Here is a 14,873-nt window from a genome sequence, read left to right as displayed (position 1 = left end):
CCCCCTGTGTACGAGGGCGATGTTCTGGCGGGTGACTGGCGGCGGCCCGGCAGGGGCAAGATTCCGAAGGTGCCCGCCGAGCCGGATCTCGTCGTGGAGGACGCCGACAGCGGCTTCTGCGGCGCCGTCGTGGCCTGCGACAAGGAGGCCGTGACGCTGGAGGACCGGTTCGGCAGGCGGCGGCTGTTCCCGCTGGCGCCGGCCGCGTTCCTCCTGGAGGGAAAGCCGGTGACCCTGGTGCGCCCCGCACCGGCCGCCGCCGCCCCCGCCGGCCCCCGGCGCAGCGCGTCGGGCTCGATCGCCGTCGAGGGGCTGCGGGCCCGCGTGGCCAGGGAGAGCCGCATCTACGTCGAGGGCGTGCACGACGCCGCGCTCGTCGAGAAGATCTGGGGCCACGACCTGCGGGTCGAAGGGGTCGTGGTCGAATACCTCGAAGGCGTGGACCACCTGCCGGACATCGTCGCCGAGTTCGGCCCCGAGCCGGGGCGGCGGCTGGGGGTCCTCGTGGACCACCTCGTCCCCGGCTCCAAGGAGAGCCGCATCGCCGCTGAGATCACCTCGCCGGACGTGCTCGTGGTGGGACACCCGTTCGTCGACATCTGGCAGGCGGTCAAGCCGTCCGTGCTGCGCATCCCCGCCTGGCCCGACGTGCCGCGCGGGGTGCCGTGGAAGGAAGGCGTGATCGCCGCCCTGGGCTGGCGCGTGGAGCCGGCCGACGCCTGGCGGCGCATCCTCGGCGCCGTCTCGACCTTCACGGACCTGGAGCCGGAGCTGCTCGGCCGGGTCGAGGAACTGATCGACTTCGTTACGGAGACTGAGACATGATGAGCCAGGATCCCCACACCTCGCCGCCCGACGACGACGCGACCCGGTACGTACCGCCGTCGGCCGTCCCCCCGGGCCAGGGCAGCGGCCCCCAGCAACCGGGCTACGGCCAGCAGCCGCAGTACGGGTACGGCCAGCAACCTCCATCCCAACCGCAGTACGGATACGGCCAGCAACCCCCCTCCCAGCCCGCCTACGGGCAGCAGCCCCCACCCCCACCGCCGCCCGGCTACGGGTACGGCCAGCAGCCGGGCTACGGCTACGGGCAGCAACCCGGCTACGGTTACCCCCAGCAGCCCCCGCCCGGCTACGGTCACGCGCAGGCGCCCGGCGAGCCGTACGTGCCGGGCAGGTTCGGCCCCCGCCCCGGCAGCGACGACACCACTATGGCGATGCTGGCGCACCTCCTCGGCCTGCTCGCCTCCTGGATCGGCCCGCTGATCATCTACCTGATGAAGCGCGACCAGTCCCCCTACGTCCGCGACCAGGCGGCGGAGGCGCTGAACTTCCAGATCACGATGTTCATCGGCTATGTCGTGGCGGCCGTCCTGTCGCTGGTGTTCATCGGCGTCCTGCTGCTCCCGGTGATCTGGGTGCTGTCGCTGATCTTCCACATCCAGGCGGCCGTGGCCACGAACAAGGGCCAGCGGTACCGCTACCCGCTCTCCATCCGGATGATCACCTAGACCAGCAGGTCGCGGACGAGGGCGTCGGCCAGCAGCCGCCCCCTCAGCGTGAGCACCATCAGCCCGGCCTTGAACGGCTCGGGCTCCAGCAGCCCCCGCGCCAGCGCGTCCGCCACCACCGGGCGCGCCGCCGGCGCCACGTCGCCGAGGGGGTAGCCGGTGACCAGGCGCAGCTCCAGCATGAGGCGTTCGGCGGCGCGGTCGTCCGCGCCCAAGACCTCGCGGGAGTGGGCGGGCGAGACGCCGGCGGCCAGGCGCTGGGCGTAGGCGGCGGGGTGCTTGACGTTCCACCATCGGGTGCCGCCCACGTGGCTGTGCGCGCCGGGGCCGGCCGCCCACCAGTCGCCGCCGGTCCAGTAGAGCAGGTTGTGGCGGCAGCGGGCCTGCTCGGAGGCCGCCCAGTTGGACACCTCGTACCAGTGGAATCCGGCCTCGGCCAGCATCTCGTCGGCGATGAGGTAGCGGTCGGCGGCCACGTCGTCGTCGGGCACGGGCAGTTCGCCGCGCCGGATGCGGGCGGCGAGCCTGGTGCCCTCCTCGACGATGAGGGAGTAGGCCGACACGTGGTCGGGCCCGGCCTCGATCGCGGCGGCGAGCGAGGCCCGCCAGTCGTCGTCGGACTCGCCCGGCGTGCTGTAGATGAGGTCGAGGTTGACGTGCTCGAACCCGGCCTGCCTGGCCTCACGCACGGCGGCCGCCGGCCGTCCGGGCGTGTGCTTGCGGTCGAGCACGCGCAGCACGTGCTCGCGCGCGCTCTGCATGCCGAAGCTGATGCGGTTGAACCCGCCGTGGCGCAGCTTCTCCAGCGCCGGAGGGTCGACGGACTCGGGGTTGGCCTCCGTGGTGACCTCGGCCCCTGGCCGCAGCCCGAACTCGGAGTCGATCGCCGCGAGGACGCGCGCCAGATCCTCGGGCGGCAGCAGGGTGGGGGTGCCGCCGCCGAAGAACACGGTGTCCACCGGCAGCTCGCGCTCGCCCAGGACGCGCCGGGCGAGGCGCACCTCCTCCACGACCGTGTCGGCGTAGTCGCGCTGGGAGGCGCCCGGGCCGAGCTCGGCGGCGGTGTAGGTGTTGAAGTCGCAGTAGCCGCAGCGGGTCACGCAGAACGGCACGTGGACGTAGAAGCCGAACGGCCGCTCGCCGAGACCGCGCAGGGCGCTGTCGGGCAGCTCGCCCGTGGTGGGCGCGGGGTCGCCGTCGGGAAGGGTGGATGGCACCCTTCCAGTCTGCCGGTCGCCGGGCAGTGGTCCGTAACCGAGCCGCCTCCGGGATCGTTGACGGCCTGGTGCGGGAGCCTTACCATCACCTCAACTTACTTATAGGAAAGTTTCTTATAAGTTGAGGTCTCTCAGGAGCCGCCCGGTGCAGAAGAAGACCCTGATCACGCTCACGCTCTCGCTCTTACTGGGCCTCTCGGCGATCTCCGTGCCCGCCGAGGCCCAGACCCGCAGCGGCTTCAAGCGGGTCGCGTACTTCATCCAATGGGGTGTCTACGGCCGGAACTACCACGTCAGGGACGTGGACGTCAGCGGCGCCGCCGCCAAGCTCACCCACCTCAACTACGCCTTCGGCTTCGTCGACGCCGCGGGCTCCTGCTACTCGGCCGACCCGTGGGCCGACTGGCAGCGGCCGGTGCCGGCCGAGCAGAGCGTGGACGGCGTGGCCGACGCGCCCGGCCAGGCGCTCAACGGCAACCTCAACCAGCTCCGCAAGCTCAAGGCCAAGCACCCCGGGCTCAAGGTGCTGATCTCGCTCGGCGGCTGGACCGGGTCCAAGTACTTCTCCGACGCCGTGCTCACCCCCGGCTCGCGCGCCAGGCTGGCCCGGTCCTGCGTCGACCTGTGGCTGCGCGGCGACCTGCCGGGGCTGGAGCCGGGCGCCGGCGCCGGCGTCTTCGACGGCATCGACCTCGACTGGGAGTGGCCCGGCTCGGCCGGCGCCGAGGGCAACGTCATCCAGCCCGAGGACAAGCGGAACTTCACGCTGTTCGTCGAGGAGCTGCGCGCGCAGCTCGACGGGTACGCCCGCGACGCCGAGCTCACCGCCTTCCTGCCGGCCGCCGCCGCCAAGATCGACGCCGGGTACGAGGTGCGCCGCGTCTTCAGGCAGCTCGACTTCGCCACCGTCCAGGGCTACGACCTGCACGGCACCTGGGAGCCCAGGACCGGCCACAACGGCAACCTCCTCACCGACCGCCGCGACCCGAACCCCGTGAGGTACAGCGTCGACCAGACCGTGCGCGACTACGTCTCGCGCGGCGCGCCCGCGCGCAAGCTCGTGATCGGCGTGCCCGCCTACGGCCAGGGCTGGACCGGCGTGACCGGCGGCGGCGACGGCCTCTACCAGCCCGCCACCGGCCCCGCGCCCGGCAAGTGGGCCGCGGGCAACGAGGACTACAAGGACCTGGTGAACAAGCCCGGCAAGCGCTACCGGGACCTGCTGACCGGGGCGATGTGGCTGTACGACGGCAACGAGTTCTGGTCGTACGACGATCCGGCGGTGCTGGTGCAGAAGGCGGCGTACATCCGGCTCAAGGGGCTGGGCGGCTCGATGATGTGGTCGATCGACCAGGACGACGTCCGCGCCTCCCTGACGTCGGCGCTGTACTCGGTCCTGCGCTGACCGCCCCGGCGGGACTCAGCCGGCCGGAGCCGCCGCGGGCTCGTCCTGCCCCGCGCTCCGGACCGGCTCCCTCGGGGACCTCGCCACCCGTTCGTCCCGGCGCGGGTCGTGGCCCGGCAACGTCAGCACGCGCCGCAGCGCGTCCTCGTCCCCGTGGCGGGCCAGGAACCAGTCGGAGACCGTCACCCCGTGCTCAGGCCGCGCGACGATCCGCACGTCGTCGCCCGCCCCCACGTCCCCGGTCTCGACCACCCGCAGGTACGCCCCCGGCCGCCCCGCCTCGGTGAACCGCTTGACCCATCCCGGCTCGTCCATCCAGTTGCGGAACACCACGCACGGCGTCCGGGGCCCGGTCACCTCCAGCAGGGTGCCGCCGATCCGCCACCGCTCGCCGATGACGGCCCCGTTGACGTCCACCCCGGACGTGGTGAGGTTCTCGCCGAAACGCCCGTTCCGCAGGTCACGCCCGAGCCGCTCCTGCCACCAGTCGTAGTCCTCCCTGGCGTAGGCGTAGACCGCCTGGTCGGAGGAGCCGTGGTGCTTCAGGTCGGCGCGCTCGTCGCCCGCGAGCCCTTCGGGACGCACCGGGACGCGGTCCCCGGCGGGCTGCTTGTCGATGGCGGTCCGCCGCAGCCTCCCCGCCCACTCAGCCGCGATCGCAACGCCGACATTTACCGAGATGATGCGCACTCCCGAACGTTAACCGAGCATCCGCCCGCCGGGCGACTCCTCGCGCCGCCCGGCGGCCACCGTGACACAACGATGACACGGCGCTGACAAGGCGGGGACATGATCAGCCGACAGTGGTGGGGGCCGTCTCCCCCGCCGCTGAGGAAGGTTGATCCATCGTGGCCGAACGCGTACGCGTGGCGGTGCTGGCGGGCGGTCCGTCCGCCGAGCACGAGGTGTCGCTGCAGTCGGCGAAGGCCGTGCTCGACGCGCTGCCGAGAGAGCTGTACGAGCCCGTCCCCGTCATCATCGACCGCCAGGGCAGGTGGACGGTGGAGCTGCGGCGCGGCCTGGCGGACGTAGTCTTCCCCGTGCTGCACGGCCCGTACGGCGAGGACGGCGTGCTCCAGGGGCACCTGGAGACGCTGGGCATCCCGTACGTGGGCTGCGGCGTCCTGGCCTCGGCCGTGGCCATGGACAAGGTCGCGATGCGACGCGCGTTCCTGGCCGAGGGCATCCCCGTCACCCCGCACGTGTGGTTCACCGCGCACGAATGGCGCACCGCCACCGACCACTGGGAGCTGGTGAAGCCGCTCGACTGGCCGATGTACGTCAAACCGGCCAGCCTGGGCTCCTCCATCGGCGTCTCCCGCGTCACCACCATGGAGGAACTGCGCACGGGCGTGGAGCTGGCGCTCACCCACGGCCGGACGGTCGTCGTCGAACAGGGCGTGACCGCGCGCGAGCTCATCTGCGGCGTGCTCGGCGGCCACGACCTGCCGGACGCCTCGGTGCCCGGCGAGCTCATCGTGCCCGGCGACTGGCTCGACTACGAGGCCAAGTACCTCAGCGGGGCCGAGATCGCCACCATCCCCGCCGTCCTCCCTGAGCGCGTGGCCGAGGACGTGCGCGAGCTGGCCCTGCGCGCCTTCCGGGCCATCGGCGGCTACGGCCTGGCCCGGGTCGACTTCCTGCACGAGCACGACACGGGACGCCTGTACGTGCTGGAGATCAACACCATGCCCGGCTTCACCTCCCGGTCCGTCTACGCCAGGGCCTGGGCCGCGAGCGGCCTCCCGTACCCGGACCTGCTGCGCCGCCTCATCGACCTCGCGTTCGCCAGGAGCGCCTCATGATCCCGATGACGCTCGACGAGATCGCGCGGGCCTGCGGCGCGCGCCTGTGCGACGTCCCCGACCCTGGGGCGTCGGTGACGGCGCCCACCGCGGTCGACTCGCGCGAGGTGGTGCCCGGCGGCCTGTTCGCCGCGACGGCCGGCGCCCGCGCCGACGGTCACGACTTCGCGGGCACCGCCGTCGCGGCCGGCGCCGTCGCCGTGCTGGCCGCGCGGCCCGTCGGCGTGCCCGCCCTCGTGGTGGACGACGTCCAGCGCGCGCTCGGCCTGCTGGCCAGGCACCTGCTCGGACGGGTCAGCCCCGCCGTGATCGGCCTGACCGGCTCCGTGGGCAAGACCACCACCAAGGACCTGCTGGCCCAGGTGCTCGAACGGCACGCCGCCACGGTCGCCACCGACAGATCGTTCAACAACGAGCTCGGGCTGCCGCTCACCGTGCTGCGCGCCGACGCCGCCACGCGCTACCTGGTGCTGGAGATGGGCGCGAGCAGGAAGGGCGACCTGACATACCTGACCGGGATCGCGCCGCCCCAGGTCGGCGTGGTGCTCAACGTCGGCACCGCGCACCTGGAACGGATGGGGACCGGGCGGGCCGATGTGGCCGCGGCGAAGGGTGAGCTGGTCGAGGCGCTTCCCGCGGACGGGTTCGCGCTGCTCAACGCCGACGACCCGTACGTGCTGGGCATGGCCGGCCGTACCGAGGCCCGGATCCTGCTGTACGGCACGTCGCCGCGGGCGCCGGTGCGCGCCGAGAACGTGCGGATGGACGACCGGGCGCGGCCGGCGTTCGAGCTGGTGACGCCCGCCGGCCGCGCCCCGGTCGAACTGGACCTCATCGGCGAGCACCAGGTGAGCAACGCCCTGGCCGCGGCCGCCGTCGCCACCGCGCTCGGCCTGGACGCCGCCGAGACCGCCGACGGGCTGACCGCCGCCCGGCGGCGCTCCGGAGGCCGGCTGCAGATCGTGGAACGACCTGACGGCGTCACCGTCATCGACGACGCCTACAACGCCAACCCCGAGTCCATGCGGGCCGGGCTGCGAGCGGCCAAGGCGCTGGCCGGCTCCCGCCGTACCGTCGCCGTGCTCGGCGGGATGGGACAGCAGGCGGACGTCTCCCGCGCCCGGCACGCCGAGGTGGGCCGGCTCGTCGCCGGCCTCCGCTTCGACGTGCTGATCACGGTCGGCGCGGGCGACCCCCTCGCGACGGCGGAGGCGGCGCGGTCCTCGGACCAGGGTGTGGCCGTCCACACCGTCGAGGACGTGGCCGAGGCCGTCAAGCTGGCCGGCGCCCTTCTCGAACCGGGCGACGTGGTGTTCGTCAAAGCCTCCAGCGAGTTCGGGCTCGGCGCCTGCGCCAGGGCTCTTGCCACCACGAGCCAGTGAAACGGAGTCTCATGCGCGCCATCGGCCTCATCGGCGGGTTGAGCTGGGAGTCGACGGTGATCTACTACCAGATCATCAACCAGCGGATACGCGAGAAGCTCGGCGGCAGCCATTCCGCCAACAGCCTCATCTGGTCGGTCGACTACACGACCGTCGAGGACCTCATCTTCGCCGGCCGCTGGGACGAGGTGAGCAAGCTGCTGGCCGACGCCGGCAGGAAACTGCAGGACCTCGGCGCCGACGTCCTGCTCGTCTGCAGCAACACCTTCAGCCGGGTGAGCGACGACGTGGCGCGCGCCGCGAGCGTGCCCGTGCTGCACATCGCCGACGTCGTGGGCGAAGCCGTCCGCGACAGGGGGATGCGCAAGGTCGGCCTGCTGGGCACCCGCTTCACCATGGAGGAGCCCTTCTACCGGGACCGGCTGGCCGCCCACGGCCTCGACGTGGTCGTCCCGCCGCCCGAGCAGCGGGAGCTGGTCCACCGCGTGATCTTCGACGAGCTGGTGCGCGGGGTGCTCACGGAGTCGTCCAGGGAGGCGTACACCCGGATCATCGCCGGCCTCGCCGCCGGCGGAGCCGAGGGCGTCATCCTCGGCTGCACGGAGATCGAGCTCCTGATCACCGAGAACGACACCCCGGTTCCGCTGCTGCCGAGCGCGCGGCTGCACGCGGAGGCCGCGGCCGGCTTCGCCCTGAGCGGCTGACGCTCACGGAAGAGGCGCCACGCCCGGGTGGGGTCGCCGCGGAGGGGGCGTCCCGCCGCACTCCGGGCGGTGCTCGAAGTGCCACCACTCGTTGTCGTACAGGCGGTAGAGGGCGTAGCGGGCGCCGTGTTCCTCCAGCCACCGCGCGCCCTCGTGGGGACGGACGTCCAGCGCGATGCCCTTGACGTGACCGGATTCCGCCGGCGGCAGCACGAGCATGCGCGCCGAGGCCGCGGAGCCGGACCGGCGGACCTCCTCGTCGAACATCCGCTGCTGGACGACGGGGTCGCGATATCCCGAGGTGAGGCCGATGAGCTGGCCGTGCCGCCAGAGCGCCTCGGTGCGCGCCGCGGTGAACGCCGCCCTGGCCCCGTCGGTGAGCCCGGTCAGATCCTCGGCGGGGAAGCGCATCCCTAACGCCCAGCGGCAGGCCAGCTCACGGGCGCGGCCGGGACGGCGGACGAACGCCACGGGCAGCAGCAGCACGGCGAGCATCAGCGTGGCCGCGGCGTACAGCCGGTCCCTGGGGCTGAGGGGGATGATGCGTGGTTCGTTCATGCCGAACTACGATTGGCGTCGAATGTGCGCGCGTGGTCAGCCGGATGTCACCGTTCGTCGACGCGTCCGTCGATGGGACTGCCACCGGCGTGACCGTGACACAACCATGACACGGCGCTGACGAGGCGAGGACACGACCGGCCGACAGTGGATGGCGTTGACCGATGGGCGAATGACGGAGCGTGCGGTGAAACCCGGGGGCATGTCGCGAGTGCTGCTGATCGAGGACGACCCGGCCGTGCGGGAGGGCCTTGAGCTGGCGCTGTCCCGCCACGGGCACCGGGTCCGCGCGGTGGAGTCCGGCGAGGAAGGGCTGGACCGGCTGCGCGCCGACGTCCCCGACGTCGTCGTGCTCGACCTGATGCTGCCCGGCATCGACGGGTTCGAGGTCTGCCGCCGCATCAGGGCCTCGGGGAACGTGCCGATCATCATGCTGACCGCACGCGGCGACGACATGGACGTCGTGGCCGGGCTGGAGTCGGGCGCCGACGACTACGTGGTCAAGCCCGTCCAGCCCCGGGTGCTGGAGGCGCGCATCCGCGCGGTGCTGCGGCGGATCGGCCGCGACCAGGCGGAGCTGGAACGGCACGGGGACCTGACCGTCGACCGGGCCGGGCTGGTGGTCGTCAAACGCGGCGTGCCGGTCAGCCTCGCCCCGACCGAGCTGCGCCTGCTGCTCGTGCTCTCCAGCACGCCGGGCCGGGTGCACAGCCGCCAGCAGCTGCTGGAGTCGGTGTGGGAGCACGGATACTTCGGCGACTCGCGGCTGGTGGACGCCTGCGTGCAGCGGTTGCGCGCGAAGATCGAGGACGACTCGGCGGCGCCCGTCTACGTGCAGACGGTGCGCGGGTTCGGGTACCGGTTCGGGCCGGTGTGAGCCGCCCATGGCACCTGGACCGAGCCTGGGGCTGCGGGCCCGGCTGCTGTTCGCGTTCGCGCTGCTGTGTGTGGTCACCGCGGCGGCGGTGGCCGGCGGGAGCTACGTCCAGGCCCGCAACGACATTCTGCAGCGGACCCAGGACGCCGCGGTGCAGGCGATGACCGGCCGCCTGCAGGCGCTCTACCCGTTGCCGACCGCGACGCCGGGCCTGAAGGAGCTCGGCGAGATCGCCGCGGCCGCGGCGGACCAGTTCAGTTTCGCGGTCGCCGTGTACGGCGACCTGCACTCGCCGGTCCCCCCTTCCCAGCCTCCGCCGCCGGAGCGCGGAAGCCCGGCACCGGAGGCCCGGGTCGCGGCTCTCTCGGTGATCTCACCGGAGCTGCGGCGGGTGGTGGCCGCCGGCCGTACCGCGTGGCAGCGGGTGGCGTGGCAGGACGGGCCCTGGCTGATCGTCGGCATCCCCCTGCTGGTCACCGAACGGGGCCTGCCGCCGCGGGCGTCCGGCATCGAGGTCTACGTCGCGCGCAGCCTGCTCGCCGAGAAGCGCAGCATCGACGGGCTCGCCGCCTCCGCCTGGCTCACCGGCGGGGCGGCCCTGGCCTTGGCGGTCGTCCTGGCGTCGCTCGCCACCCGTGGCGTGCTGGGCCCGGTGCGCGAACTCGGCCGGGCGGCACGCCTGCTGGGCGAGGGCGAGCTGAGCACCAGGATCGGGGTCCGCGGCTCCGACGAGCTGGCCGACGTGGCGCGCACGTTCAACCACACCGCCGCGGAGCTGGAACGGCACGTCGAGCAGCTGCGTCAGGCGGAGGCCGACGCCCGCCGGTTCGTGGCCGACGTGTCCCACGAGCTGCGCACCCCGCTGGCCGCGCTCGCCGCCGTCGCCGACGTCCTCGACGAGGAGGCGGCCGGGCTGCCCGAGCCCGCCGGCCGGGCCGCGAGGCTGGTCAGCCAGGAGACGCTCAACCTCACCGCTCTGGTGAACGACCTGATCGAGGTCAGCAGGTTCGACTCCGGCGTCGCGGCCCTCGCGTTGAACGACGTCGACGTCGCCGAGCTGGTGCGCGCCACCCTGCGCGCCCGGGGCTGGTCGGAGCGGGTGGACAGCGAGCTGCCGTCCGGGGTGCGGGCGCGGCTGGACCCGCGCCGGGTGGACGTCATCCTCGCGAACCTGGTCGGCAACGCCCTGCGGCACGGCGAGCCACCGGTGTCGGTGCGCCTGTCCGCCGACGCGCGGTGGATCGAGCTGGAGGTCCGTGACCACGGGCCGGGGCTGGACGAAGCGGTGCTGCCGCACGTGTTCGACCGGTTCTACAAGGCCAGCGCGGCCAGGGCCAGGTCCGAGGGCAGCGGCCTCGGCCTGGCCATCGCGCGGGAGAACGCGCGCCTGCACCAGGGGGACCTCACGGTCGCCAACGCCCAGGACGGCGGCGCCGTCTTCACCCTGCGCCTGCCCCACCGCGCCTCCGACCCGGCCGGAGACCCGTGGTGAGACCCCGCCGCGCCCGAGCGCTCACCGCCCCCCGCGCTCTCGCCGCCGGCCGCCTGCTCGCCGCCCGCCGCGCTTCCACCGCCCGCGGTGTGCGCACCACCCGCCGCGTGCTCACCTTCGGCCTCGTCGCGGGCCTGGTCACGCTCGTCGTCGCCGTGGCCGGGTGCGGCGTGCGGCCCAGTGACGTGATCCCCGCCGGTGACCCGCCGAGCGGACCCGTCAGGCGCGCCACGACGGTCACGCTCTACCTGGTCGAGAACGGCCGGCTCAGCGCCGTGACGCGGCCCGACGGTCGCCTGTCGCCGGTGGACACGCTCGCGCTGCTGGCCGCCGGCCCCACCTCAAGGGAACAGGAGCACGGGCTCACCTCCGACGTCCCGCCCGGAGCCGGCCCCTTCTCGCTGACCGCCGAACCGGCCGGGGGCCTGGTGGTGGCCCTGTCCACTCCCGCGGGCGAGCTGTCGGCACTCGCCGTGGACCAGATCGTCTGCACGGCCGCCGCCACGACGTCGGACAGCCCCGCCCAGGAGGTCACCATCCTCGGCGGCGGAGCGAGCGTCGGCCCCCGGACCTGCCCGTCCTCCGTTCAGGACGCCCCGGACGGGCCGAGCCCGTCACCTTCTACCCCCTCGCCCCGCCCGAGTTGAGCCGCGACTCGTCGTCGAACCCGGCGAGCTGTAACAAGGTCTCCAGCGCCGCCTGCCGCGTCTCCTCGACCGAGCCGCCCCGCTCGCCGAAACACTCGGCCGCCACGTCGAGCAGGGCCGTGACCACCGCGGCGTCGGGATAGGGCACGTCGACCAGCACGGTGCCGTCCGCCGCCTCCTCGCCCGCCGCCGCCGGATCGAGATGCCGGCTCAGCAGCCGCCTGGCCTCCTCCGCCACAGCGACCCCCAGCACCGCGGCACGCTCGAAACGCTCAGAAGCAATCACACCGACCTCCAGTCGCACAGGTGTTCGGAACAGAAGGTAGACGACGGCACCGACAGAATCGCCTGTGCGCACGGGGATCTGGCTAGGCTCGAACGGTGGACGAGCCGATCATCAGTGTCGAGAACCTCACGGTCGTACTCGGCGGCAACCCTGTGCTGCGCGAGCTCACGCTGACCGTGTCCCCCGGTGAGATCGTCGCGGTCGTGGGCCCCAACGGCTCCGGCAAGTCGACGTTGCTCCGCACCCTCGCCGGGCTCCAGCCGGCCTCGGGCGGCGAGGTGCGCGTGTTCGGCGCGCCGCCCGTGGACGACGCGGCGTTCTGGCGCGGGGTGGCGCACCTCGGCGACGAGCCCGCCTGGTACCCGGGGCTGACGGCGGGCGAGCACCTGGAGCTGATGGCGGCCGTGCATCCGCGTCCCCGGATGGACGTCGGGACGGCGCTGGAGGAGTTCGCCCTGGTGGAGCGGGCGGACGCGGTGCCGCTCAACCTCTCCACAGGGCAGCGGCAGCGGCTCGCGCTGGCCGCCACGCTGCTCAGGCCGAGCGCGCTGCTGCTGCTCGACGAGCCGGAACGCGGCCTGGACCGCGGGTTCCGCGGGCGCCTGGCGGAGCTGCTGGCGGCGTACCGCGACGAGGGCGGCACGGTGGTCATGGCCACGCACGACTCCGGCCTGGCCGCGCACGGCCGACTGGTCTCGCCTGCCGGGATGGCGGCATGAGCTGGGGTGGCGGTGTGAGCGGAGGTGGCGGTGTGAGCGCGGGTGAGGGCGTGGATCGGGTTCAGGGCGGCGTGCGGGCCGTGCGCGGGTTCCTGCGGGAGCGGAGCCGGACGCGGTCGACGCCGATCGACCGGTACGTCACCGCCTTCTGCCTGCTGATGTTCGCCGCCGTCGCCGGTCAGCCGGTGTCGGAGGTGCTGACCGGGCTGGCCGGGCCGGCCGGAGCCGTCGAGCCGGCCCGCGTGGGGGCGGGGGTGGCGCTGCTGGCGCTCGGGCTGGCCGGGTTCCTGGCCGTCGCGCGGGCCGCCGGGCCGGTGCTGATGACGGCGCCGGACGCGTCCTGGCTGCTGCTGTCGCCGCTGGACCGGCGGCAGGTGCTCGGGCGTACCGGGCGGGCGCTGCTGATGGTCGCCGTGGCGGCGGGGCTGGTGCTCGGGCTGGGGCTGGTGGCCGCGCTGGGCGCGCCCGACCAGCTCGCCTGGCGGGTGCTCGGCGCGCTGGTGCTCGGGGTGTCGGCGAGCGTGGGGGCGATGGCGCTGGCGGTGCTGGCGCGGGCGTCCCAGTCGTGGCAGGCGTGGCTCGTCGTGGCGTTGGCCGTGCTGCTGGTGGTGGCCGTGGTGGCGGTCAGCGGCCAGGCCCGTGGGGTGCTCGCCGTCGCCTCCGCCGCTCCCCTGACCGCCGTGGCCGTGGCCGCCACGCTCGCGGCGGCGGGCTCGGCACTGCTGGCGCGGCAGGCGTGGCGGGCGTTCGGCCGGATCCCGGCTCGGGAGATCGCCGCCGCCTCCACGCGGGGCGGGCACGTCGCGGACGCGGCCACGGGGATCGATCCCGGGGCGCTCACCTGGATCGTCGAGGACAACCACTGGCGGGGCAGGAGGCTCAGGTCGCGGAGGTGGCCGGGGCTGCCGGCGGCGCTCGCGACCGCCTGGCAGGACTGGCCGGGGCTGCCGGCGGCGTTCGCGACCGCCTGGCAGGACTGGCGGCGGCTGGCGCGGCGGCCTGGACGGCTCGCGTTCACCCTGGCCACCGCCGGGCTGCCGGCCCTCCTGGCGCAGGCGGGCGGCGCGCCCGGGATGCTCGGGGCGGTCGTGCTGGCGGGCGGGCTGGCGGTGGCGGCCTCCGCCGCGACCGGGGCACGCCGCGACGCCGCCAATCCGGCCCTGGCCCGGCTCCTCGGCATCGGCCACCGACCGGCGCTGGCGGCCCGTGCGGCACTCCCCGCCCTGCTCGCGGCCCTGTGGACGTCGGCCGCCCTCGCGGGCCTCGCCCTGACGAGCGCCGCACCCTCCCAGCCCTCGGCCACGACTGCGGTCACGACCACGGCCACAGTCCCGGCTCCAGGCTCGGCTACGACCACGGTCCCGGCTGCGGCTGCGGCTGCGGCTGCGGCTGCGGAGCGGGCGACGGGCGGCGTTGCCTCTGGCGCCGACGCCCATGAGGCGGGTGCCGCAGAGCGGGGCCTGAGCCTTGCCGAGGTGGGGTTGTTCGGGGTGTTGGCGGCGCCGGCGCTGGCGGCCGGGGCGTTGCGGATGGTGCGGCGGCGGCCGGTCGATCATTCGCTGCCGGTCATCGACACGGGTGCGGGCCCGGTCCCTCTCGGTCCCGTCCTCTGGGGGGTCACCGGGATCGACCTGGCCGCCGCCGGGTGCCTGCCGGCTCTCCTCGCGCTGGCCACCGCTCCGCCGCAGCCGGGCCCGTACTTGGTGGCCCAGGCCGTGACGGGGGCGGCGGCGCTGGCGGGCTACGTGCTGCGGGCGGGCAAGGCGACGTAGACGTAGCTGGGCACGCCCCCGTACGGGATCGCGCGGTCCCTGCGCATGCCCGCGCGTTCGGCCACCCGGAGCGAGCGCGCGTTGACGTCGCGGATGACCGCGACGACCGTCCCGAGCGGGCCGCCGACGCGCAGCGCCGCTCGGGCCAGCTCGACGGCGTACCCGTGGCCCCAGGCCATCGGATGGAATCGGTAGTAGAGGTTGAGCACTTCGGCGCCGTCCACCACGGCGTGGCGGAGGCCGCCGACACCGATGAGGTCCGGCGACTCGAGCGGCCGGGCGGCCCAGTAGCCGAGGCCGCGCTCGTCCCAGTCGGACAGCCACAGATCCAGCATCGCGCGGCTGGACTCCAGGTCCGGGGACGGACCTGCCGGGTTGTACACGCTCGTACGCGGATCGGAGTGAAGCTCGTGCACGGCCTCCAGGTCGTCGGCCGTGACGCGAGATAGGAGCATTCGCGCCGTTTGCACCACTTCCATAGTCTCAGCGTAGCCCCTA

General features: G+C 73.9%; 15 protein-coding genes and 1 pseudogene. 11 read left to right on the top strand and 5 right to left on the bottom strand.

Translation table 11 applies throughout. The features are described from left to right. Positions 1–6: 6 nt before the first annotated feature. Positions 7–825 (top strand): DUF3097 domain-containing protein, encoded by an 819-nt coding sequence (locus Nocox_RS10725; RefSeq protein WP_020541829.1) that lies wholly within the window; start codon positions 7–9, stop codon positions 823–825. After that, a complete protein-coding gene (locus Nocox_RS10720) occupies positions 822–1,511 on the top strand; it encodes a DUF4870 domain-containing protein (RefSeq protein WP_246649766.1) in 690 nt (229 codons plus the stop codon). Before Nocox_RS10725 ends, Nocox_RS10720 begins: the two co-directional genes overlap by 4 nt. On the opposite strand, the gene hemW is transcribed toward Nocox_RS10720, so the two are convergent. After that, positions 1,508–2,728 (bottom strand): radical SAM family heme chaperone HemW, encoded by a 1,221-nt coding sequence (gene hemW, locus Nocox_RS10715; protein WP_020541827.1) that lies wholly within the window; start codon positions 2,726–2,728, stop codon positions 1,508–1,510. The genes Nocox_RS10720 and hemW overlap by 4 nt on opposite strands. A 145-nt stretch (positions 2,729–2,873) precedes the next feature. Here hemW and Nocox_RS10710 point away from each other — a divergent pair, with 145 nt between their 5' ends. Then, positions 2,874–4,133, top strand: coding sequence for a glycoside hydrolase family 18 protein (locus tag Nocox_RS10710; RefSeq protein ID WP_020541826.1), 1,260 nt, complete (start codon positions 2,874–2,876; stop codon positions 4,131–4,133). A 15-nt stretch (positions 4,134–4,148) separates the two neighbouring features. Here Nocox_RS10710 and Nocox_RS10705 read toward each other — a convergent pair whose 3' ends face one another. Then, positions 4,149–4,823, bottom strand: coding sequence for an MOSC domain-containing protein (locus Nocox_RS10705; protein ID WP_020541825.1), 675 nt, complete (start codon positions 4,821–4,823; stop codon positions 4,149–4,151). A gap of 158 nt (positions 4,824–4,981) precedes the next feature. Between Nocox_RS10705 and Nocox_RS10700 the strand changes: the two genes are divergently transcribed. From Nocox_RS10700 to Nocox_RS10690, 3 genes are read left to right on the top strand one after another with little or no spacing between them, the layout of a single operon-like run. Beyond that, on the top strand, positions 4,982–5,938 hold the full coding sequence (locus Nocox_RS10700) for a D-alanine--D-alanine ligase family protein (RefSeq protein ID WP_020541824.1): 957 nt from the start codon (positions 4,982–4,984) through the stop codon (positions 5,936–5,938). Next, positions 5,935–7,320 (top strand): UDP-N-acetylmuramoyl-tripeptide--D-alanyl-D-alanine ligase, encoded by a 1,386-nt coding sequence (locus Nocox_RS10695; RefSeq protein ID WP_020541823.1) that lies wholly within the window; start codon positions 5,935–5,937, stop codon positions 7,318–7,320. Before Nocox_RS10700 ends, Nocox_RS10695 begins: the two co-directional genes overlap by 4 nt. An 11-nt stretch (positions 7,321–7,331) precedes the next feature. Continuing rightward, entirely contained in the window at positions 7,332–8,024 is a 693-nt protein-coding gene (locus Nocox_RS10690; protein WP_020541822.1) for an aspartate/glutamate racemase family protein, read from the top strand. Positions 8,025–8,027: 3 nt separating this feature from the next. On the opposite strand, the gene vanY-N is transcribed toward Nocox_RS10690, so the two are convergent. Beyond that, complete coding sequence (gene vanY-N / locus Nocox_RS10685) at positions 8,028–8,582, bottom strand: D,D-peptidase/D,D-carboxypeptidase VanY-N (protein WP_020541821.1); 555 nt, start codon at positions 8,580–8,582, stop codon at positions 8,028–8,030. Between the two features lie 202 nt (positions 8,583–8,784). Here vanY-N and Nocox_RS10680 point away from each other — a divergent pair, with 202 nt between their 5' ends. From Nocox_RS10680 to Nocox_RS10670, 3 genes are read left to right on the top strand one after another with little or no spacing between them, the layout of a single operon-like run. Further along, positions 8,785–9,459: a response regulator transcription factor gene (locus Nocox_RS10680; RefSeq protein ID WP_084685418.1), complete on the top strand. Its 675-nt coding sequence runs from the start codon at positions 8,785–8,787 to the stop codon at positions 9,457–9,459. Between the two features lie 7 nt (positions 9,460–9,466). Continuing rightward, positions 9,467–10,951 carry an ATP-binding protein gene (locus tag Nocox_RS10675; RefSeq protein WP_020541819.1) on the top strand — a complete coding sequence of 495 codons (1,485 nt, stop codon included), beginning with the start codon at positions 9,467–9,469 and terminating at the stop codon, positions 10,949–10,951. Beyond that, positions 10,948–11,598 carry a GerMN domain-containing protein gene (locus tag Nocox_RS10670; protein WP_211212562.1) on the top strand — a complete coding sequence of 217 codons (651 nt, stop codon included), beginning with the start codon at positions 10,948–10,950 and terminating at the stop codon, positions 11,596–11,598. The genes Nocox_RS10675 and Nocox_RS10670 overlap by 4 nt, the downstream gene beginning before the upstream one ends. On the opposite strand, the gene Nocox_RS10665 is transcribed toward Nocox_RS10670, so the two are convergent. Beyond that, positions 11,573–11,851: a hypothetical protein gene (locus Nocox_RS10665; protein WP_020541817.1), complete on the bottom strand. Its 279-nt coding sequence runs from the start codon at positions 11,849–11,851 to the stop codon at positions 11,573–11,575. The two genes, Nocox_RS10670 and Nocox_RS10665, sit on opposite strands and share 26 nt — an antisense overlap. A 200-nt stretch (positions 11,852–12,051) precedes the next feature. Here Nocox_RS10665 and Nocox_RS10660 point away from each other — a divergent pair. Beyond that, positions 12,052–12,603, top strand: a pseudogene (locus tag Nocox_RS10660) (ABC transporter ATP-binding protein); the annotation flags it as partial. A gap of 50 nt (positions 12,604–12,653) precedes the next feature. Further along, the gene (locus tag Nocox_RS10655; protein ID WP_157382896.1) at positions 12,654–14,375 is read left to right on the top strand and encodes a DUF6297 family protein; all 1,722 of its coding nucleotides are present in this window, start codon (positions 12,654–12,656) and stop codon (positions 14,373–14,375) included. Here Nocox_RS10655 and Nocox_RS10650 read toward each other — a convergent pair. Beyond that, positions 14,345–14,830, bottom strand: coding sequence for a GNAT family N-acetyltransferase (locus Nocox_RS10650; protein WP_020541814.1), 486 nt, complete (start codon positions 14,828–14,830; stop codon positions 14,345–14,347). The genes Nocox_RS10655 and Nocox_RS10650 overlap by 31 nt on opposite strands. Between the last annotated feature and the right edge of the window lie 43 nt (positions 14,831–14,873).

Source organism: Nonomuraea coxensis DSM 45129, from assembly GCF_019397265.1.
GTDB classification, from domain to species: domain Bacteria; phylum Actinomycetota; class Actinomycetes; order Streptosporangiales; family Streptosporangiaceae; genus Nonomuraea; species Nonomuraea coxensis.
The sequence above is the reverse complement of the archived record's forward strand: the minus strand, read 5'-3'. Positions and strand labels throughout refer to the sequence as shown.